At 63.0% G+C, this 18958-nt stretch carries 17 protein-coding genes; 14 read left to right on the top strand and 3 right to left on the bottom strand.

Translation table 11 applies throughout. The features are described 5' to 3' along the window. Nucleotides 1-67: 67 nt before the first annotated feature. Nucleotides 68-760 carry a FadR/GntR family transcriptional regulator gene (locus BLS41_RS14975; protein WP_074765773.1) on the bottom strand — a complete coding sequence of 231 codons (693 nt, stop codon included), beginning with the start codon at nt 758-760 and terminating at the stop codon, nt 68-70. Nucleotides 761-987: 227 nt separating this feature from the next. Between BLS41_RS14975 and BLS41_RS14970 the strand changes: the two genes are divergently transcribed. The 3 genes from BLS41_RS14970 (at nt 988) to BLS41_RS14960 (ending at nt 4142) form a co-directional block, all read left to right on the top strand. Further along, entirely contained in the window at nt 988-2316 is a 1329-nt protein-coding gene (locus BLS41_RS14970) for a C4-dicarboxylate transporter DctA (RefSeq protein WP_074765771.1), read from the top strand. Between the two features lie 282 nt (nt 2317-2598). Further along, entirely contained in the window at nt 2599-3609 is a 1011-nt protein-coding gene (gene alc, locus BLS41_RS14965) for an allantoicase (protein ID WP_074765769.1), read from the top strand. Between the two features lie 14 nt (nt 3610-3623). Next, nucleotides 3624-4142, top strand: coding sequence for an ureidoglycolate lyase (locus BLS41_RS14960; protein ID WP_074765767.1), 519 nt, complete (start codon nt 3624-3626; stop codon nt 4140-4142). Nucleotides 4143-4253: 111 nt separating this feature from the next. Here BLS41_RS14960 and fur read toward each other — a convergent pair whose 3' ends face one another. Next, nucleotides 4254-4682: a ferric iron uptake transcriptional regulator gene (gene fur / locus BLS41_RS14955; RefSeq protein ID WP_074765765.1), complete on the bottom strand. Its 429-nt coding sequence runs from the start codon at nt 4680-4682 to the stop codon at nt 4254-4256. A 160-nt stretch (nt 4683-4842) separates the two neighbouring features. Here fur and BLS41_RS14950 point away from each other — a divergent pair, with 160 nt between their 5' ends. The 9 genes from BLS41_RS14950 (at nt 4843) to BLS41_RS14910 (ending at nt 14808) form a co-directional block, all read left to right on the top strand. Next, complete coding sequence (locus BLS41_RS14950) at nt 4843-5661, top strand: outer membrane protein assembly factor BamE (RefSeq protein WP_074765763.1); 819 nt, start codon at nt 4843-4845, stop codon at nt 5659-5661. Nucleotides 5662-5828: 167 nt separating this feature from the next. Beyond that, nucleotides 5829-6626 carry a 4-hydroxy-tetrahydrodipicolinate reductase gene (gene dapB / locus BLS41_RS14945; RefSeq protein ID WP_074765761.1) on the top strand — a complete coding sequence of 266 codons (798 nt, stop codon included), beginning with the start codon at nt 5829-5831 and terminating at the stop codon, nt 6624-6626. 88 nt (nt 6627-6714) lie between these two features. Next, on the top strand, nt 6715-7431 hold the full coding sequence (locus BLS41_RS14940; protein WP_074765759.1) for a MotA/TolQ/ExbB proton channel family protein: 717 nt from the start codon (nt 6715-6717) through the stop codon (nt 7429-7431). A gap of 135 nt (nt 7432-7566) precedes the next feature. Continuing rightward, nucleotides 7567-8019, top strand: coding sequence for an ExbD/TolR family protein (locus BLS41_RS14935; protein ID WP_074765757.1), 453 nt, complete (start codon nt 7567-7569; stop codon nt 8017-8019). A 344-nt stretch (nt 8020-8363) separates the two neighbouring features. Then, nucleotides 8364-10955 carry a leucine--tRNA ligase gene (gene leuS, locus BLS41_RS14930; RefSeq protein WP_074765755.1) on the top strand — a complete coding sequence of 864 codons (2592 nt, stop codon included), beginning with the start codon at nt 8364-8366 and terminating at the stop codon, nt 10953-10955. A gap of 91 nt (nt 10956-11046) precedes the next feature. Then, entirely contained in the window at nt 11047-11598 is a 552-nt protein-coding gene (gene lptE / locus BLS41_RS14925; protein WP_074765753.1) for an LPS-assembly lipoprotein LptE, read from the top strand. 54 nt (nt 11599-11652) lie between these two features. Then, nucleotides 11653-12777, top strand: coding sequence for a DNA polymerase III subunit delta (gene holA, locus BLS41_RS14920; protein ID WP_074765752.1), 1125 nt, complete (start codon nt 11653-11655; stop codon nt 12775-12777). Between the two features lie 276 nt (nt 12778-13053). Next, the gene (locus BLS41_RS14915; protein ID WP_074765750.1) at nt 13054-14325 is read left to right on the top strand and encodes a glutamate-5-semialdehyde dehydrogenase; all 1272 of its coding nucleotides are present in this window, start codon (nt 13054-13056) and stop codon (nt 14323-14325) included. Nucleotides 14326-14391: 66 nt separating this feature from the next. Then, nucleotides 14392-14808, top strand: coding sequence for a CopD family protein (locus BLS41_RS14910; RefSeq protein ID WP_074765749.1), 417 nt, complete (start codon nt 14392-14394; stop codon nt 14806-14808). Between the two features lie 106 nt (nt 14809-14914). On the opposite strand, the gene BLS41_RS14905 is transcribed toward BLS41_RS14910, so the two are convergent. Further along, nucleotides 14915-15760 (bottom strand): MurR/RpiR family transcriptional regulator, encoded by an 846-nt coding sequence (locus BLS41_RS14905; protein ID WP_074765747.1) that lies wholly within the window; start codon nt 15758-15760, stop codon nt 14915-14917. A 309-nt stretch (nt 15761-16069) separates the two neighbouring features. Between BLS41_RS14905 and edd the strand changes: the two genes are divergently transcribed. After that, nucleotides 16070-18007 carry a phosphogluconate dehydratase gene (edd, locus tag BLS41_RS14900; protein ID WP_074765745.1) on the top strand — a complete coding sequence of 646 codons (1938 nt, stop codon included), beginning with the start codon at nt 16070-16072 and terminating at the stop codon, nt 18005-18007. Between the two features lie 26 nt (nt 18008-18033). Continuing rightward, nucleotides 18034-18675, top strand: coding sequence for a bifunctional 4-hydroxy-2-oxoglutarate aldolase/2-dehydro-3-deoxy-phosphogluconate aldolase (eda, locus tag BLS41_RS14895; RefSeq protein ID WP_074765743.1), 642 nt, complete (start codon nt 18034-18036; stop codon nt 18673-18675). Nucleotides 18676-18958 lie beyond the last annotated feature (283 nt).

Raw genomic sequence — 18958 nt, 5'->3', positions numbered from 1 at the left:
TGCTCGGCGACACCGGTTTTCTGGCCGGTCGTCGTAGATAAAAAAGCCGCTCTTCGGAGCGGCTTTTTTACGTCTGTGGTGTCGGGAAATAGACGCCTGCGCGCTGTGCGGCGTTCGAAATATGCGTTTCGATCGCCTTGCCAGCGGCGGCGGAATCGCGTGTCTTCAGCGCATCCAGAATCGCGCGATGCTCGGTGTACGTAGACAACACCAGTTCGCGCCGGTAGAACGGCATCCGCTGGCTTTCCTTCATGATGTCCGCGCTGCTGCTCAGAATCGACTCAATTGCCGCGTTGCCGGCAATGCTCACGATCCGCATGTGGAAGTCGTAGTCGAGACGGGCGGCTTCGTCGAGCTCATCACACGCGAGCGCGGTTTGCATGGCCGTGATGTTTTCTTCGAACCACGCAAGGTCGGAATCGCTGACCGCCAGCGCCGCCATCCGCGCGATAAAGCCTTCCAGTGCGAAACGCATCTGATAAGTGTCCGGCAGCGACGACTGCTCCGCGAAACGCCAGGACTGCGCGGCTGCGGCCTGCGCGCTTTCCACATAGACGCCCTTGCCCGGGCGAATCACCAGCAAGCCGAGCGCCTCCAGCGTGGAGAGCGCCTCGCGCAACGACGCGCGGCTGATCGACAGTTCCTCGGACAGTTGGCGCTGTGCGGGCAGCAGACTGCCCACCGGATAGACGCCCGCTTCAATCCGTTCGCGGATGGTCGCGATGGCGGCATCGGTAACGGTATGCGGGACGTTTTTCATCGTGGCTCACTGGGTGGCGCGGTCTGACCAGCATTCTAATACGCGCGTCGGGCGGCTGTATCGTCGGAACATTTGCTGACGCAATCCGACCCGAAACAGCTGGAAAAACAACGGGTAAACACTGTTTTATGATTCCTTGACGCCAGTATATCGGCTTCCTACTATTGCCCATAACAGTACTGGTCCGACCAGTCTGAACAGATGCAAATCTCAACCAGGAGGAAGCCGTGTTGAAATTTTTCAATTCGCTGTTTGGCCGGGTCGTCATAGCGCTGGTGGCGGGTATCGTGATCGGCGCGGTGTATCCGCATTTCGCGCAGTCGCTGCGTCCGCTCGGCGACGGCTTTCTCAAGCTGATCAAAATGGTGATCGGGCCGATCGTGTTCTGCGTGGTGGTCAGTGGCATGGCGCACGCGGGCGATCTGCGCAAGGTCGGGCGCGTCGGCCTGAAAGCGGTGGTCTACTTCGAGGTCATGACGACGATCGCGCTCGTGATCGGCGCCGTGCTCGCCTACGCGACGCGGCCGGGCGTCGGCATGAACATCAACCTGCATTCACTCGATCCGGCGTCGCTCGCGACTTACACCGAGAACGCGAAAAGTCTCAAGGACACCGCGGGATTTCTGCTGAAGATCATCCCCGACACGGCCATCAACGCGTTTGCCACCGGCGATATCCTGCAAATTCTGGTGTTTTCGGTGCTGTTCGGCTCCGCTCTGTCGCTGCTTGGAAATAAGGCGCAGCGCGTGAGCAGCCTGATCGACGAACTCTCGCAAGTGTTTTTCCGCGTGATGGGTTTCATCATCAAGCTCGCGCCGCTCGGCGTGCTCGGCGCGATTGCGTTCACCACCGGCACCTACGGCGTCGAGTCGCTGAAGCAACTCGGCATGCTCGTGCTGGTGTTTTACGTGAGCTGTTTCGTGTTCGTCGCGGTCGTGCTGGGCGTCGTCATGCGGCTCGCGGGCTTCAGCATCTTCAAGCTGATCCGCTACCTGCGCGAAGAACTGTCGATCGTGCTCGGCACCGCTTCGTCCGACGCCGTTCTGCCGCAGATCATGCGCAAGCTCGAATGGATGGGCGTCAAGGATTCGACCGTCGGCCTGGTCATTCCGACCGGCTACTCCTTCAATCTCGATGGCTTTTCCATCTATCTCACGCTGGCGGTGATCTTCATCGCGCAGGCCACGAACACGCCTCTGTCGCTGCATGACCTGATCGTAGTGGTGCTCGTATCGCTGGTGACGTCGAAAGGCGCGCACGGCATTCCTGGCTCGGCCATCGTGATTCTGGCGGCCACGTTGTCGGCGATTCCGGCGATCCCGGTGCTCGGCCTCGTGCTGATTCTGCCGGTCGACTGGTTCGTCGGCATTGCCCGCGCGTTGACCAACCTGATCGGCAACTGCGTGGCGACGGTGGTCGTGGCCGTGTGGGAAAACGATATCGACCGGGTGCGCGCGCATCGCGTGCTGAATCGCGATGCGGCTTTGCGTTACGTGCCCGCTGGCGAGGACGCGGGCGTTGAAGCGCTGAGCGGCGAGCGTGTGCCGGCAGTCTGAAGCCGGCGCTGGGGAGGCAGATGTGTTTCGTGGTCTGCCGCGAGTGTGGCGGCGGGAATCCGGGCCTGCTGCGCCGAAGTTGCGATTCGCTGCTGCCTCCGCCGCCTTTGCCACCGCTCCTGCTGCTGAGAACAGCGCGGTCGGTCCCCCGCAGCTTGCAACCCGACTGTCGACATCACCACCGTCCCGAATTCCGCGCGCCAGTGCAGCGCGCTTTCCGCACCGGCGGACCCTGCAAGCACCGCCGGTTGTCCTTCATCTTTTCGCTGCCTGACTGAGACTATGGCTAATCCGATCCTCGACCCCAACGCTCCCGCCTTCACCCGTCGCTACATGAATCTCGCCGACCCGCGTCTGGGCGCGAAGGCGCTGTACGCGAGCGACGAATTCTTCGCGCCGAAAGAGCGCATGCTCGACCCGCAACCGGCGGTGTTTATCCCCGGCAAGTACGACGATCACGGCAAATGGATGGACGGCTGGGAAACCCGCCGCAAGCGCACCACCGGCCACGACCACTGCGTGATCCGCCTCGCGCGACCGGGCGTCGTGCACGGCGTGGACCTCGACACGAGCCACTTCACGGGCAATTTTCCGCCGGCTGCGTCGATCGACGCCTGTTACGCGGACGGCGACACGCCGCCCGATAACGCCGACTGGCAGCCGCTCGTGCCCGCGACCACGTTGCAGGGTAACCAGCACCATTACGTCGAAGTGAACGACGCGCGCGCCTTCACGCATCTGCGCGTGAATCTGTACCCGGACGGCGGCCTCGCGCGTTTGCGCGTGTACGGTCAGCCGAAACGCGACTGGGAACGCGTCGAGCGTGGCACGCTGCTGGACCTTGCCGCCATCGAAAACGGCGCGTATCTGGTGGCCGCGAACAATCAGCATTTCGGTCCTGCTTCGCAGATGCTGATGCCGGGCCGCGGCGTCAACATGGGCGACGGCTGGGAAACGCGGCGGCGTCGCGAGCCGGGCAACGACTGGGCGATCGTCGCGCTGGCGCGGCCGGGCGTGATCCGCAAGATCGAAGTGGATACGGCGCACTTCAAGGGCAATTTCCCCGACCGCTGTTCGCTGCAGGCCGCGTCGGTTACGGGCGGCACCGACGATTCGCTCGTCACGCAGGCGATGTTCTGGCCGCTGCTGCTCGACGAACAGAAGCTGCAGATGGATCACGTGCATACCTTCACCGACGGCCTCGCATCGCTCGGTCCGGTGACCCACGTTCGTTTCAATATCTTTCCGGACGGCGGCGTATCGCGGCTGCGTCTGTGGGGTGAAATCGCTTAACGGAGGGTTCGCCGATGAAAACATTGCAGCTGGAACGCCTGACGCGCGCGGCTTTCGCGCCGTTCGGCGAGGTCATCGAACTGGATGGCGCGCGTCATTTCGCGATCAATGGGGGCACGACCGAGCGCTATCACGACCTCGCTCGCGTCGACGTGACGGAGCAGGGCGGCCGACCGCTGATCAACCTGTTCCGCGCGCAGCCACGCGCCTTTCCGGTCGATATCACGATGATGGAAAGGCATCCGCTCGGCAGTCAGGCTTTCATTCCCTTACGCGACGAACATTACCTGGTCGTGGTCGCGCCCGCAGGCGAGTTCGACCCGGCCCAGATGCGCGCTTTCTGGACCGATTCGTGGCAGGGCGTGAGCTATGCAAAAGGCGTGTGGCATCACCCGTTGCTGGCGCTCGATCGGGTGAGCGATTTCATCGTGGTGGACCGGGGCGGCGAGCAGCCCAATTGCGATGAAATCTCATTAACCGAGCCTTGGCGGCTGGCGTTCGAGGTGAGTGAGGAGCTGATCGCGCAGGCGTAAATCCGGCTGCATCACAGCAGGCGCCGATCATGAAAAAAGCCCCGGCCAATTCGCATCGGCCGGGGCTTTCTTGTGTATTTGGCCGCGTCCTCCGACGCGGCCAAACCCGCATCAGTGCTTGCGATGCGGGCAATTTTCCTTCGTGCAGGCGCCGTAGAGCGCCAGTGCGTGTTCCTGCAGCTTGAAGCCGCGTTCCTTCGCAATGGACTGCTGGCGATTCTCGATTTCGGGGTCGAAAAATTCTTCGACGAGCCCGCAATCGAGGCACACGAGGTGGTCGTGGTGCGACCCTTCGTTCAATTCGAACACCGCCTTACCCGACTCGAAATTGCTGCGCGAGAGCAGGCCTGCCTGCTCGAATTGCGTCAGCACCCGATATACGGTTGCCAGGCCGATATCGAGCTCTTCGTGCAGGAGGTTGCGGTACACGTCTTCGGCGGTCAGGTGACGCACCGGGCTATGCTGAAAAATCTCAAGGATTTTGAGGCGCGGAAGGGTCGCCTTGAGCCCGATATTCTTGAGATCGGTTGGATTGGTCATGACAAGGGATCCCTAGAGTACAATGCTGGGCTCTCATAGTAATGTGTTTTTGCCGTTCTCTGGTCATCTTCGATGGAATGAAACTCGCGCGGCTCGTCTTCGGGCCCGCACGGTGAGTGAAATGATTTCAAAATCTCAATTGATCTACCGGGGGAGCCGAATGCGGGGTACCTTGATCGCTGTTGCGACTGTCGCGGTTCTTGCCGGATGTTCCACTTACGACAGCCTGACACAGCGTGTTGCCCAAAGCATCACGCCGTACCGGATTACAGTGGTGCAAGGCAATTTTGTTTCGGCAGAAGCTGCAGCCCAGATGAAAGTCGGCATGACCCGTGCGCAAGTGCGTCAGTTGCTTGGCACGCCTCTTCTGACCGACATGTTCCACGCAGACCGCTGGGACTACGTGTTCTATTTCAAGCGCGGCTCGACGGCAATCGTGCAGCAGCGCGACTTCGTAGTGTTCTTCTCGGGTGACATCGTCACCAGCTGGCAGGGTGGCGAAGATCTGCCGTCCAACCTCGAGTTGCTCGCCGAAATCGACGGCGACAGGCGCGGTGGCAGAAGGGCGGCTACGGCGACTGCCGCCAGTGCGGCGAGCGCGCCGGCAGCTACCGCTGCGGCGCCTGCTGCCGCGTCGGCTGTCGACGGTGCCGCGGCGTCCGCTGTTCCGTCCGCGGACGCAAACGCGGAAGCCGCGCAGGCCGCCAATCGGGCGACCGGTGCTGTGCAAACGTCGCCGGGTAATCCGCGCTCGGCCGTGCCTAGCGCGCCGACCGCGAATGGCGGCGGCATCCCGTCGCAAGGTCCGACGGCTCAAGGCCAGCCGCAGTTCCAGTTCCATCGTCCGCCGCCGCCGCAACAGCCGGACAACAACAGCAATCCGGTGGGACCGACCGGTCCGCAAAGCAGCAACGGCGGCCCGACGCTCAACGCACCGTTGACCGCGTCCCCGGCCACTTCGTCGGGAACGGGCAGCTAATCGCGCTGTCCCTGTCTTAAGGCGGGCAACGCCGACGGGCGCTACGCCCGCCGGCTTTTCCGCTTTCTCATGATGTGCGCGGCGTGTGGGTGTGCTGCCTGCCGTCGCCACATTAGCCCGCCTCTGCCGGGTTGCACTTTCTTCGCATTTTTTGCACCCTCATCGCCATGAAAATTGCCATTGCTGGCGCATCGGGCCGTATGGGCCGCATGCTCATCGAAACCGTCCTCAACGATCCCGCCGCCACGCTGTCCGGCGCGCTTGTCCGTAGCGGCTCCGCGCATCTCGGCCAGGACGCGGGCGCGTTTCTCGGCAAACCCACGGGCGTTCTGCTGACCGACGACATCGAGCGCGTGTTCGCCGAATCCGACTATCTGATCGACTTCACGCGCCCCGACGGCACGCTGCAGCATCTCGAAGCGGCGCAGCGTCACAACGTGAAAATGGTGATCGGCACGACCGGTTTCGACAATGCGCAGAAAGCGCAGCTGCGCGCGGCCGGCGACAAGATCGGCGTCGTGTTCGCATCGAACATGAGCGTGGGCGTGAACGTTACGCTGAAGCTGCTCGAATTCGCTGCAAAGCATTTCGCGACCGGCTACGACATCGAAATCATCGAGGCGCATCACCGTCACAAGGTCGATGCACCGTCTGGCACCGCGCTGACCATGGGCGAAGTGATCGCCGGCGCGCTCGGCCGTAATCTCGACGACTGCGCGGTCTATGGCCGCGAAGGCGTGACCGGCGAGCGCGATCCGTCCACGATCGGGTTCTCGGCAATTCGCGGTGGCGATATTGTCGGCGATCATACGGTGCTGTTCGCGGGTACTGGCGAGCGTATCGAGATCACGCACAAATCGTCGAGCCGTTTGTCTTATGCGCAAGGCTCGCTTCGTGCTGTACATTTTCTCGAGAATCACCAAGCGGGTTTCTTCGATATGCAGGACGTGTTGGGTCTGCGGTAAGAGGGCCTTACGCACAGGTCTTTCGGACAGGACAGGGGCATCGCGGCTCCTGTCCTGCTCGTGAAACCACTTTCTCCGGCGAGGTCAGATGGCAGGCAGCAGCGGCATCATCCATTACCTGCAATCCAGCGATGCGATTACGCACGGTGTCGCGTATGTGCTGCTGGCCATGTCGATCGCAAGCTGGTGCTTTCTGATCGTCAAAAGCTGGATTCTCACTCGCGCCAAACGTCAGGCTACGCATGCCATTACGCGGTTCTGGCAGGCCCCTACGCTGTCCGAAGGCGTCTCCGTGCTCAAGCGTACGGATCGCGAGCGCGTGTTCGCGCCGCTCGCCGAAGCGGCGCTTCACGCGGCTGAGGTCGACATTCCCGGTGCGTTGCTGGCTCGCGTCGAACGGAGCGAGCGCGTGCTGCGGGCGCTGCGCCAGGCGCTCAGCGCGTCGCAGCGGCGGCTCGAGTTCGGGCAGGTGCTGCTGGCGTCGGTGGGCAGCACGGCACCGTTTGTCGGCTTGCTCGGGACGGTGTGGGGCATTTATCACGCGCTCGGCAGCATCGCCGCGAGCGGGCAGGCGCAGATCGAGAACGTCGCCGGGCCGGTTGGCGAAGCGCTGATCATGACCGCCTTCGGCCTCGTGGTCGCGATTCCGGCGGTGCTTGCCTATAACGTGCTCGGGCGTCTCGTGCGGCAGTTGTCGGAGGAACTCGACGGCTTTGCGCACGATCTGCATGCGTATGTGTGCGCGCCGGCCGAGCAGGCTCAGCCGATGGTGCGGGCGCAGCAGGCGTCGACGCATCAGGCTTGATTGGCTGTTTCGATTGCCCGTGAGCGGTGCAACGAACTACGAGTCATGGGAAAGTTCTCGCAAGAGACACCCACTCGCGAGTACGACGCCTCAAGACCCATCCAGAGCTAGCTCACTCTCGTAAAAGGAGGCGACATGGCATTCGGCGGACTCGAAAAAAAGCAGGCGGCCGCGCCCATGGCCGAGATCAACATGACGCCGCTCATCGACGTGATGCTGGTGCTGCTGGTGATTTTTATCATTACCGCGCCTTTGTTCTCACACGCGATCCGGCTCGATCTGCCCAAGGTCGCGGCGGCTCCTGCACGTCAGACGCCGCAAACCATTTCTCTTTCCATCGACGCTGCGGGCAAGCTGTACTGGAACGGCAGCGTCATCACGTCCGAGCAGATGCGCACGCGTTTCGCGGACGCCGGCAAGCAGGCCGAACAGCCGGAGATTCAATTGCGTGCGGAACGTTCGACCCGCTATGAGGTGATCGCCCAGGTGATGGGCGCAGCGCAGCAGGCTGGGCTGGAGCGGCTTGGCTTCGTCACGGATCCGCCACCGCCAGCCGGTGCGGCAGGCTCGCCGGCTACCGCGCACTGAATGCGCCGGCAGGCGCTGCGAGCGGTTTGCCCGCGGTGTCTGCCGACACGGCCCAGTCGTCGCGCTGATTGTGTCGAAGCGTGTCGCCCTCGGTTGAAGGTGTAGTACGACACTGCGTCACTCTGCTGCGGTTGCCTTTGCCCCGCCCGGGCCCATCCGAATCCGCCCGAACCCGCCGCACTGGCGTAAACCGCGCGAAGACCGCCTGCCACACCACGCGGCGTACCCGTCCGCGGACGGTATAATCAGCCCTTTCCCCGTCGAAGGGGAATCGAAGCCATTTCATCCAGCAGAGCACCAAAGCGGCCGGTGCGAAAGCACCGACCCAGCGATCCCATCACACCATGCACGAAAAATACGTTCCCTCCGACGTCGAATCCGCCGCGCAAGGGCAATGGCGCGCGATTGACGCGTACAAGTCGACGGAAACCGGCGACAAACCCAAGTTCTACTGCGTCTCGATGCTGCCGTACCCGTCGGGCAAGCTGCACATGGGCCACGTGCGCAACTACACGATCAACGACGTGATGTACCGCTATCTGCGGATGAACGGCTACAACGTGCTGATGCCGATGGGTTGGGACGCGTTCGGCATGCCGGCGGAAAACGCGGCAATGGCCAACAACGTGCCGCCCGCCAAGTGGACCTACGACAACATCGCTTACATGAAGAAGCAGATGCAGTCGATGGGCCTCGCGATCGACTGGTCGCGCGAAGTCGCCACCTGCAGCCCCGATTACTACAAGTGGAATCAGTGGCTGTTCCTGAAGATGCTCGAAAAAGGCATCGCGTACAAGAAAACCGGCACCGTCAACTGGGACCCGGTCGACCAGACCGTGCTCGCCAACGAGCAGGTGATCGACGGCCGCGGCTGGCGTTCGGGCGCGCTCGTCGAAAAGCGCGAAATCCCGATGTACTACATGCGTATCACGCAGTACGCGGACGAACTGCTGAACGACCTCGATGGCCTCGGCTGGCCCGAGCGCGTCAAGATCATGCAGCAGAACTGGATCGGCAAGAGCTTCGGTGTGAACTTCGGCTTCCCGTACGAAATCGACGGCGAACAGAAGCTGCTGCGCGTGTTCACCACGCGTGCCGACACGATCATGGGCGTGACCTTCTGCGCGATCGCCGCCGAGCATCCGCTCGCCACGCGCCTCGCGCAAGGCAAGCCGGAACTGCAGGCGTTCATCGAAGAATGCAAGCGCGGCGGCGTGGCTGAAGCCGATGTCGCGACGATGGAAAAGAAGGGCATGGGCACGGGTTTCTACGTCACGCATCCGCTGACGCAGGAACAGGTCGAAGTGTGGATCGGCAACTACGTGCTGATGAGCTACGGCGAAGGCGCGGTGATGGGCGTGCCCGCGCACGACGAACGCGACTTCGCGTTCGTGAAGAAATACAACCTGCCGATCAAGCAGGTGGTGGCGGTCGAAGGCAAGGAATTCTCGACCGAAGCTTGGCAAGAGTGGTACGGCGAGAAAACCGGCACGCTGATCAACAGCGGCAAATACGACGGTCTCGCGTACGAAGCAGCGGTCGACCAGATCGCAGCGGACCTGAAGGAACTCGGTCTCGGCGACAAGCAGATCACGTGGCGTCTGCGTGACTGGGGCGTGTCGCGTCAGCGTTACTGGGGCACGCCGATTCCGATCATCCACTGCCCGACGTGCGGCGACGTGCCGGTGCCGGAAAAAGATCTGCCGGTGGTGCTGCCGGAAGACCTCGTGCCGGACGGCACGGGCAATCCGCTCGCCAAGTCCGAAGCGTTCGTGAACTGCGCGTGCCCGACCTGCGGCGGCGCGGCCAAACGCGAAACCGACACGATGGACACCTTCGTCGATTCGTCCTGGTACTTCTACCGCTATGCGGCGCCGGACGCGAAGACCATGGTCGACGAGCGCACCGATTACTGGGCGCCGATGGATCAGTACATCGGCGGCATCGAACACGCGATTCTTCACCTGCTGTACTCGCGCTTCTGGGCGAAGGTGATGCGCGACCTCGGCCTGATCAAGTTCGGCGAGCCGGCCAAGAATCTGCTCACGCAGGGCATGGTGCTCAACGAAACGTATTACCGCGAAAGCGATGCGGGCAAGAAGACCTGGTACAACCCGGCCGATGTCACCGTGTCGTTCGACGACAAGGGCCGTCCGGTCGGCGCTGTCCTGAATTCGGATGGTCAGCCGGTGGTGCTCGGCGGCGTCGAAAAGATGTCGAAGTCGAAGAACAACGGTGTCGATCCGCAATTGCTGATCGACCAGCACGGCGCGGATACCGCACGTCTGTTCGTGATGTTCGCCGCACCGCCCGAGCAGCAGCTGGAGTGGTCGGGTTCGGGCGTGGACGGTGCGAGCCGCTTCCTGCGTCGCGTGTGGAGCTTTGGTCAGGGCAACGAGGCAGCACTGCGCGCGGGCGGCAAGTTCGACGCCGCGCAACTCGGCGAAGTCGACAAGACGCTGCGCCGAGAAATCTACAGCGTGCTGAAGCAGGCCGATTTCGACTACCAGCGTTTGCAGTACAACACGGTGGTGTCGGCGGCGATGAAGATGCTCAATGCGCTCGACAGCGCGAAGGGTGCGAACCCGGGCGTGATGCGCGAAACCTACAGCGTGATGCTGCGCGTGCTGTACCCGGTGGTGCCGCACCTGACCTTCCAGCTCTGGCAGGAACTCGGTTACGCCGACGAATTTGGCTCGCTGCTCGACGCCGCCTGGCCGAAGGTGGACGAAAAGGCGCTGGAACAGGCCGAAATCGAACTCGTGCTGCAGGTGAACGGCAAGGTGCGCGGCGCGATCACCGTGGCGAAAGACGCCACGCGTGAAGCGATCGAACAGCTCGCGGCCGCTCACGACATGGTCGCGAAGTTCAGCGAAGGCCGCGCCCCGAAGAAGATCATCGTGGTGCCGGGCCGTCTCGTGAACGTGGTCGTTTGACAGCCCACAAAAACATGTCGGCAGACAGGACGCCGCCGCGCGCGGCGGCGCTTGTCCATGCCGCGAAACTCACTGCGAACCGGGAGCCAATGTGACTCGCAGATCGTTTTTGACGCTGGCTTGCAGCGTACTGATGTTGTCCGCTTGCGGCTTCCAGTTGCGCGGCCAGCAGGATTACGCCTTTAAACGTTTGTTCGTGTCCGGCGGTTCCCCGGCGGCCTCCGCGCGACTCACGCGCATGGTGCAGGGCGGCAGCGACACGGTCGTCGTGACGTCGCCGGCCAACGCCGACGCGATCCTGAATTTGACCCAGGCTCGCGGCATCGCCACGCTGACGCTGAGTTCGCTGGGCGTGGTCCAGGAATATCAGTTGAATCTGACGATGACGTACACGCTGACCGGCAAGGACGGCACCGTGCTGATTCCGACGAGCGTGATCGCGTTGAACCGCGCGATGACCTACAGCGACCAGTTCTCGCAAGCCAAGGCCGCCGAGTCCGACATCCTGTTCGCCGACATGGAAAACGACGCGATCGACCAGTTGATCCGGCGTCTGGGCGTCGTGCATACGCTTACTCCGGCGCCGGGCCAGGGCGTTCCGGCAATCGCGCCGCGTGCGCCGTTGCCGCCGCCGCCGCTGTGAGCGTCGTTGCGTGTCTGATTTGCTGCACTTGTCCAACCTCGCCGATCGGTAGCCATGCAACTGCGACTTGACGCGCTCGAAGCGCATCTCGCCAAGGGACTCGCCGGACTGTACGTCGTGTACGGCGACGAGCACCTGCTCGCGCAGGAAGCGTGCGACCGCATTCGCGCCACCGCGCGCGCGGCCGGTTTCACCGACCGCTCGGTGTTCACGGTCGAGCGGAGTTTCGACTGGAGTTCGCTGCTCGGCGCGAGTCAGTCGATGTCGCTGTTCGGCGACCGTCAACTGGTTGAGTTGCGCATTCCGTCCGGCAAGCCGGGCAAAGACGGCGCTGACGCACTGAAAACGCTCGCCGCCGCCGTCAACGACGACGTGCTGACCATGGTCACGCTGCCGCGCCTCGATGCGGCCACACAAAAGTCGGCGTGGTTCATGGCGCTCGCCGACGCGGGCGTCGCGCTGAAAATCGATCCGGTCGAGCGCACGCAGTTGCCGAACTGGGTGGGTCAGCGGCTCGCCGCACAAGGTCAACGGGTGGTGGCGGGTGAAGAAGGGCGGCGCGCGCTGGCGTTTATTGCCGAGCGCGTGGAAGGCAATCTGCTTGCCGCGCATCAGGAAATCCAGAAGCTCGGGCTGCTGTATCCGGCGGGTTCGCTGAGCTTCGAGCAGGTTCACGACGCGGTGCTCAACGTCGCGCGTTATGACGTGTTCAAGCTGAACGAAGCGATGCTGGCGGGCGACGTCGGCCGTCTGTCGCGCATGCTGGACGGGCTGCGCGGCGAAGGCGAGGCGTCGGTGCTGGTGTTGTGGGCCGTGGTCGAAGAAGTGCGCACGCTTTTGCGGATCAAGCGCGGCGTGTCCGCCGGCAAGCCGCTGGCGATGCTGGTGCGCGAGAACCGCGTGTGGGGTCCGCGTGAACGGTTGATCGGGCCTGCGTTGTCGCGCGTGACCGAGGGCGCGCTGGAAAAGGCGCTGGCTCTGGCGGCGCGGCTGGACCGGCAGGTCAAGGGTTTGTCGGGCGGCACGCCGGGCAATCATCGTAACGATCCGCCGCCTGATCCGTGGGACGGGCTGTTCGAACTGGCGATGTCGGTGGCGTCGCCGAAAACATCGCCTGTGCCGCCGCCGCCGCGACCTCGGAGCGCGGCTGGCGCTTCTCCGGCGCGAAGGCCAGTCTGATTTGCGGCAGCATCGCAAAAACACGAAGCGTGTTTTAGCAGGCTTCGTTCAGAACGGCAGGAACGGCAGAGCGGCGCGGAACCATCGGCGTTCGCGTATCGACGAATCCTCAAGCGCGCTATTTTCCGCAAGCTGAAATTCGACTCTCCCGAAACCGCCGGTCGCCGCTCGAAGCAAAGCCCCTGCACCCGGCTTACAATTGTTTGATCTTTCGCTAATTCCGCCAATTCCGCTTATCCGCCGCACCTCGACGTGCGCGGCATCATGAGAATGACCATGGATATCGACCAGTACATGACTGACCTCGGTCGTCGCGCCCGCCACGCTTCGCGAGCAATGGCGCGCGCCTCGACGGCCTCGAAGAACGCGGCGCTCGAAGCCGTCGCGCAGGCTATCGAACGCGACGCCGCGTTGCTGAAAGAAGCGAATGCACGCGATGTCGCGCGGGCTCGCGAAAAGGGCCACGACGCGGCTTTCATCGACCGTCTGATCCTCTCGGACAAGGCGCTGAAGACGATGCTCGAAGGCTTGCGCCAAGTCGCAGGGCTGGCTGATCCGATTGGTGAAATCAGCAATCTGAAGTATCGGCCGAGCGGCATCCAGGTCGGGCAGATGCGCGTGCCGCTGGGCGTGATCGGCATCATCTACGAATCGCGTCCGAACGTGACGATCGACGCCGCCGCGCTGTGCCTGAAGTCCGGCAACGCGACGATTCTGCGCGGCGGTTCTGAAGCGCTGGAATGCAACACGGCGCTGGCGAAGCTGATCGGCGAAGGGCTGGAAGCCGCTGGTCTGCCGCAGGACGCGGTGCAGGTGGTCGCGACGTCGGACCGCGCCGCAGTCGGCAAGCTGATCACGATGACCGAATTCGTCGACGTGATCGTGCCGCGTGGCGGCAAGGGCTTGATCGAACGTCTGATCAACGAAGCCCGCGTGCCGATGATCAAGCACCTCGACGGCATCTGCCATGTGTACGTGGACGACCGCGCCGATCTGACCAAGGCGCTGAACGTGTGCGACAACGCCAAGACGCATCGCTATGGCACCTGCAACACGATGGAAACGCTGCTGGTCGCGCGCGGCATTGCGGCTGAAGTGCTGCCGCCGCTGGGCAAGCTGTACCGTAGCAAGGAGGTCGAATTGCGGGTCGATCCGGCCGCGCGTGCGATTCTCGCGGACGCGGGCGTCACGCCGCTCGTCGACGCCACCGAAGAAGACTGGCGCACGGAATACCTCGCGCCGGTGCTGGCGATCAAGGTGGTCGACAACCTCGACGCCGCGATCGAGCACATCAACGAATACAGCTCACATCACACCGACGCCGTGGTTACCGAAGACCACGACCGCGCGATGCGCTTCCTGCGCGAAGTCGATTCGGCGAGCGTGATGGTCAACGCCTCGACGCGTTTCGCCGACGGTTTCGAGTTCGGCCTCGGCGCGGAAATCGGCATTTCGAACGACAAGCTGCACGCACGCGGCCCGGTCGGCCTGGAAGGGCTGACCTCGCTGAAGTACGTCGTGCTGGGCCACGGCGAAGGCCGTCAATAAGGCCGTTGCAATCTGGCGTGCGTCTGCACAGGCGCAGCCAGTCACAAAGTTGTTCGGGGATCGCTGATGCTTTGGATCAAGACGTTTCACATCGTGTTGGTTGCCTCCTGGTTTGCCGGCCTGTTTTATCTGCCGCGCATCTTCGTCAATCTGGCGATGGAAACGGAAGCCGCCGCGACGGCGCGCTTGCTGATCATGGCGCGCAAGCTGTTTCGCTTCATGACGGTGATTGCGGTGCCTGCGCTGGCTTGCGGTTTGTACTTGTGGCTCGGAATCGGCATCGGCAGCGGGCAGGGCTGGATTCACGCGAAGGTCGGCGTGGTCGTGCTGCTGGTGATTTATCACGCGTATTGCGGGGTACTGCTGCGGACTTTCGAACGCGGTGAGAATAAGCGCTCGGACAAGTGGTATCGGATGTTCAATGAATTGCCGGTGCTCGGCATGCTCGCAGCGGTCGCGCTGGTGGTGATCAAACCGTTCTGACGGTTTGCAGCGGGCTGGTGCAGCAAAGAAAAAGGGCAGTTGCCGTTCATGTCGGCAACTGCCCTTTTGTCATTCTGGCTTCGTTCCGAAGCTCACGCAGAAGCCGTCACCCGTGCGAATCCACCCTGCGCCGATGAATCACCTCTTTCGTCTGCGACAGCTTTTCCAGTAACTCCGGTCCCCGGCTGAGCGCCACGCCCACCGCCAGAATATCGCCGATCGCCAGATGCGACACGCGCGAGGTCATCGGCGAAAAAATATCGGTGTCTTCGTCGACGTTGGCAAACAGGCCGACGGTCGCGAGCCGTGCAAGCGGCGAATTGCCGTGCGTGATCGCAATCACCTTCGCGCCGGCATTGAGCGCGGCCTTCGCGGCGTCGATGATGTCGCGTGTGCGGCCGGTGTTCGAGATCGCGACCACGACATCGCCTTCGCCCAGCAACGCCGACGACATCAGAAACGTATGCGGGTCCGAGTACGCGACGCTCGGCATGCCGAGGCGGAAGAACTTGTGCTGCACGTCGAGCGCGGCAATGCCCGAACCGCCCGCGCCGTAGAACTCGATGCGCCGCGCCTGCGCCAGCAGATCGATGGCCGCCGCCACGCTATCCGACGACAAATTGTTGCGCACCTGGATCAACGCGCCGATGGTCCGGTCGAGCACCTTCGCGGCGACGCCCGGCGTCGGCTCGTCGGGCCGCACGTCGCGATAGACGGCGGGCACTTCGGCGGCAATCCCTTGCGCCAGCCGGATCTTGAATTCGCGAAACCCCGAAAAGCCCAGCGCGTGACAGAACCGCGCGATGGTCGGCTGGCTCACGCCTGCGCGCGCGGCGACTTCCGTCATCGACAGGTCGAGCACTTCACGCGGCGCCTCGATCACGTAGTCGGCCAGCTTGCGCTCGGACGGCCGCAACTGGTCGCGCATCTCTTCCACCTGAGACAGCATCATTGGAAAACTCGCACTATGCTGAAGAATGCGTGGACTATAGCTGATTGGTGAAGAAGCTACAAAAACTACATATTTGGTTCTAGGTGTTATCCCTAGTTTCGATTAAATAAGCGCTGACTGGCGGCCAGTAAGGCGCTCGGCGATATTCAGCGATGCGGCGGCGCAGCAGGAAACGACGTTGCGATCGTGTAGTTTTTCTACTAAGATGGCGTCGTCGGTTGAACCGACGCCCCCGCGATACCTACCTGGCAAAGTGCGCATGCGCCTCGAGCACCTCACGCACCTGAAGCCAGCGACGAAGGAGCTCCGATGGTTTCCCCGCATTCGCAATTGTTGAAAGTCACGCAGCGCGTGATCGAGCGCAGCAAGCCCACGCGCGAGGCGTATCTCGCCCGCATCCAGCAGGCTCAAGGCAAGTTCCCGGCGCGCGGCGCGCTGTCCTGCGCCAATCTGGCCCACGGTTTCGCCGGCATGGAAGGCAACGACAAGCTCGTCATCAAGCAGATTCGCGAGCCGAACATCGGCATCGTGTCCTCGTACAACGAGATGCTGTCGGCCCACGCGCCGTACAAAAACTACCCCGACATCATCAAGCAGGCCGCCCGTGAAAACGGCGGCGTCGCGCAAGTGGCGGGCGGCGTGCCGGCCATGTGCGACGGCATCACGCAGGGCAACGCGGGCATGGAACTGTCGCTGTTCTCGCGCGAAGTCATCGCGATGGGCACGGCGGTCGCGCTCACGCACAACATGTTCGACGCGGCGCTGTGCCTCGGCATCTGCGACAAGATCGTGCCGGGCCTGCTGATCGGCGCGCTGCAATTCGGCCACATTCCGACCATTTTCGTGCCGGCCGGCCCGATGGGCAGCGGTCTCTCGAACGACGACAAAGCCAAGACGCGCCAACTGTTCGCGACCGGCCAATGCGGCCGCGACGCGCTGCTCGAAGCCGAAGCCGCCGCGTATCACAGCCACGGCACCTGCACGTTCTACGGCACCGCGAACAGCAATCAGATGCTGATGGAAGTGATGGGCCTGCATCTGCCGAGTTCGGCGTTCGTGCACCCGCATACGCCGCTGCGCGACGCGCTGACCGCGCAGGCCGCGCGCCGCGTGCTCGATCTGACGGTGGAGCGCGGCAATTACATGCCGATCGGCCACGTAATCGACGAGAAGGCGATCGTCAACGGCATCGTCGCGTTGCTGGCGACGGGCGGCTCAACCAATCACACGCTGCACCTCGTCGCGATTGCTCGCGCGGCCGGCATCGTGATCGACTGGGATGATTTCGACACGCTGTCGCAAGCGGTGCCGCTGCTCGCGAAGATCTACCCGAACGGCAAGGCCGACGTGAATCACTTCCACGCAGCCGGCGGCGTGGCGTTCCTCGTGCGCAATCTGCTGGAAGGCGGCCTGCTGCATGAAGACGTAAACACGGTGGCGGGCAAGGGCCTGAAGCACTACACCGAAGAACCGAAGCTGATCGACGGCAAGCTGCAATGGGTGCCGGGCGCGCAGGCCAGCGAAGATACGACCGTGCTGCGCGGCATCGGCGAGCCGTTCCAGCCGGACGGCGGTCTGCGTCTGATGCAAGGCAAGCTGGGTCGCGGCGTGATCAAGATTTCGGCGGTGGCCGCAGCGCATCGCAAGGTGAAGGCGCCGGCGATCGTGTTCGATTCGCAGGAAGCGGTTCAGGAAGCATTCGACAAAGGCGAGTTGAAGCGCGACTTCATCGCCGTGGTGCGCTTCCAGGGCGCGCGTGCAAACGGCATGCCCGAGTTGCATCGTTTGACGCCGCTGCTGGGTGTGTTGCAGGATCAAGGTTTCCATGTCGCGCTGGTCACGGACGGTCGTATGTCCGGGGCATCGGGTAAAGTGCCGGCCGTGATTCATCTGTCGCCGGAAGCGTTGCTGCAAGGCCCGATCGGCAAAGTGCGAACCGGCGACATGCTTGTGATCGACGCCGAAGCGGGCGTGCTCGACATCGAAATCGACGCAGCCGAATGGGCCGCGCGACCGAACGCCGAGCCGCAGCATCAGGCAGAAAACGAAGTGGGCTTTGGTCGCGAACTGTTCGGCGTATTCCGTGCAGCGGCAGCCCCGGCGGAACAGGGCGCGTCGGTGTTCGGCAAGATGGTGGGCGAAGGCGCGGGCACGCACGCGGGCGCACATGCCGCTTCGAATACGGCCCAGCACGCTGCGCACAAAGCGCATACCGAAAAACACACCAGCACTACGCAAGCCAGCTAAGTGTTGCTGAAACAAGGAGTCTGACTATGACGGCGAAAACAGTAAGCGAGATCGTGCGCCTCGGCCCGGTGATTCCGGTGCTCGCATTCGACACGGTCGAACAGGGCGAACACGTGTCGCGCGCACTGCACGCGGGCGGCGTGAAGGTACTGGAAATCACGTTGCGCACCGCAGCCGGCCTGGAAGCGATCGAGCGTGCAAGTCAACTGGCCGAAGACATCGTGGTCGGCGTCGGCACGATCACGAAGCCCGAGCACTGCGCTCAGGCGAAGAAGGCGGGTGCGCAGTTCGGCGTGTCGCCGGGTCTGACGAAAGACATGCACCAGGCTTCGCTGGATGCGGGTCTGCCGCTGCTGCCGGGCGTCATGACGCCGACCGACATCATCACCGCGCTCGAACTCGGCTATGAAATCGTCAAGTTCTTCCCGGCGCAGCAAGCCGGCGGCGTGCCGATGCTGCAAGCGTTCCACGGCCCGTTCCCGGCGCTGAAATTCTGCCCGACGGGCGGCATCACCGCTGAGACGGCCACGCATTTCCTGTCGCTGCCGAACGTGGTGTGCGTCGGCGGATCGTGGTTGACGCCGAAGGCCGCGCTGGCTGCCGGCAACTGGGACGAAGTCACGCGTCTCGCGCGTGCTGCGAGCCAGCTGGCTGCGCCTGCTCATTGAGCAGGAAGCGCTTTAGCCACCTTTAGGTCGCTTTAGTTGGCCTTAATCGCCATTCGTCGCCGGATCGTGGTCCGGTGACAAAGGAGCCTCGCCGATACAGCCGTTCAGGTTGTAACGCCGAGGCTCCTTTTTGTTACGAGCACAGGATTCGCGCGCGTTTTCTGATAACAAACAGTAAAATTCAGCGTCCGCGCGGCCAGCCCGGTTTTCAGGCATCGCGCAGGTTGCCGTGAGACGAAGTGTTGGCTGCGTGTTCTGCACTCTGAGTCAATAACGCAAAAAA

This window comes from Paraburkholderia fungorum (assembly GCF_900099835.1).
Classification (GTDB): Bacteria; Pseudomonadota; Gammaproteobacteria; order Burkholderiales; family Burkholderiaceae; genus Paraburkholderia; species Paraburkholderia fungorum_A.
Note: the sequence above shows the minus strand (reverse complement) of the source record. Positions and strands in the feature narration are given on the sequence as shown.

Bases quoted from the DNA above. Each gene is read 5' to 3' on its own strand.
- BLS41_RS14975 (WP_074765773.1), bottom strand. From the start codon at position 760: ATGAAAAACGTCCCGCATACCGTTACCGATGCCGCCATCGCGACCATC.
- alc (WP_074765769.1), top strand. From the start codon at position 2,599: ATGGCTAATCCGATCCTCGACCCCAACGCTCCCGCCTTCACCCGTCGC.
- BLS41_RS14960 (WP_074765767.1), top strand. From the start codon at position 3,624: ATGAAAACATTGCAGCTGGAACGCCTGACGCGCGCGGCTTTCGCGCCG.
- fur (WP_074765765.1), bottom strand. From the start codon at position 4,682: ATGACCAATCCAACCGATCTCAAGAATATCGGGCTCAAGGCGACCCTT.
- BLS41_RS14950 (WP_074765763.1), top strand. From the start codon at position 4,843: ATGCGGGGTACCTTGATCGCTGTTGCGACTGTCGCGGTTCTTGCCGGA.
- dapB (WP_074765761.1), top strand. From the start codon at position 5,829: ATGAAAATTGCCATTGCTGGCGCATCGGGCCGTATGGGCCGCATGCTC.
- BLS41_RS14940 (WP_074765759.1), top strand. From the start codon at position 6,715: ATGGCAGGCAGCAGCGGCATCATCCATTACCTGCAATCCAGCGATGCG.
- BLS41_RS14935 (WP_074765757.1), top strand. From the start codon at position 7,567: ATGGCATTCGGCGGACTCGAAAAAAAGCAGGCGGCCGCGCCCATGGCC.
- leuS (WP_074765755.1), top strand. From the start codon at position 8,364: ATGCACGAAAAATACGTTCCCTCCGACGTCGAATCCGCCGCGCAAGGG.
- holA (WP_074765752.1), top strand. From the start codon at position 11,653: ATGCAACTGCGACTTGACGCGCTCGAAGCGCATCTCGCCAAGGGACTC.
- BLS41_RS14915 (WP_074765750.1), top strand. From the start codon at position 13,054: ATGGATATCGACCAGTACATGACTGACCTCGGTCGTCGCGCCCGCCAC.
- BLS41_RS14910 (WP_074765749.1), top strand. From the start codon at position 14,392: ATGCTTTGGATCAAGACGTTTCACATCGTGTTGGTTGCCTCCTGGTTT.
- BLS41_RS14905 (WP_074765747.1), bottom strand. From the start codon at position 15,760: ATGATGCTGTCTCAGGTGGAAGAGATGCGCGACCAGTTGCGGCCGTCC.
- edd (WP_074765745.1), top strand. From the start codon at position 16,070: ATGGTTTCCCCGCATTCGCAATTGTTGAAAGTCACGCAGCGCGTGATC.
- eda (WP_074765743.1), top strand. From the start codon at position 18,034: ATGACGGCGAAAACAGTAAGCGAGATCGTGCGCCTCGGCCCGGTGATT.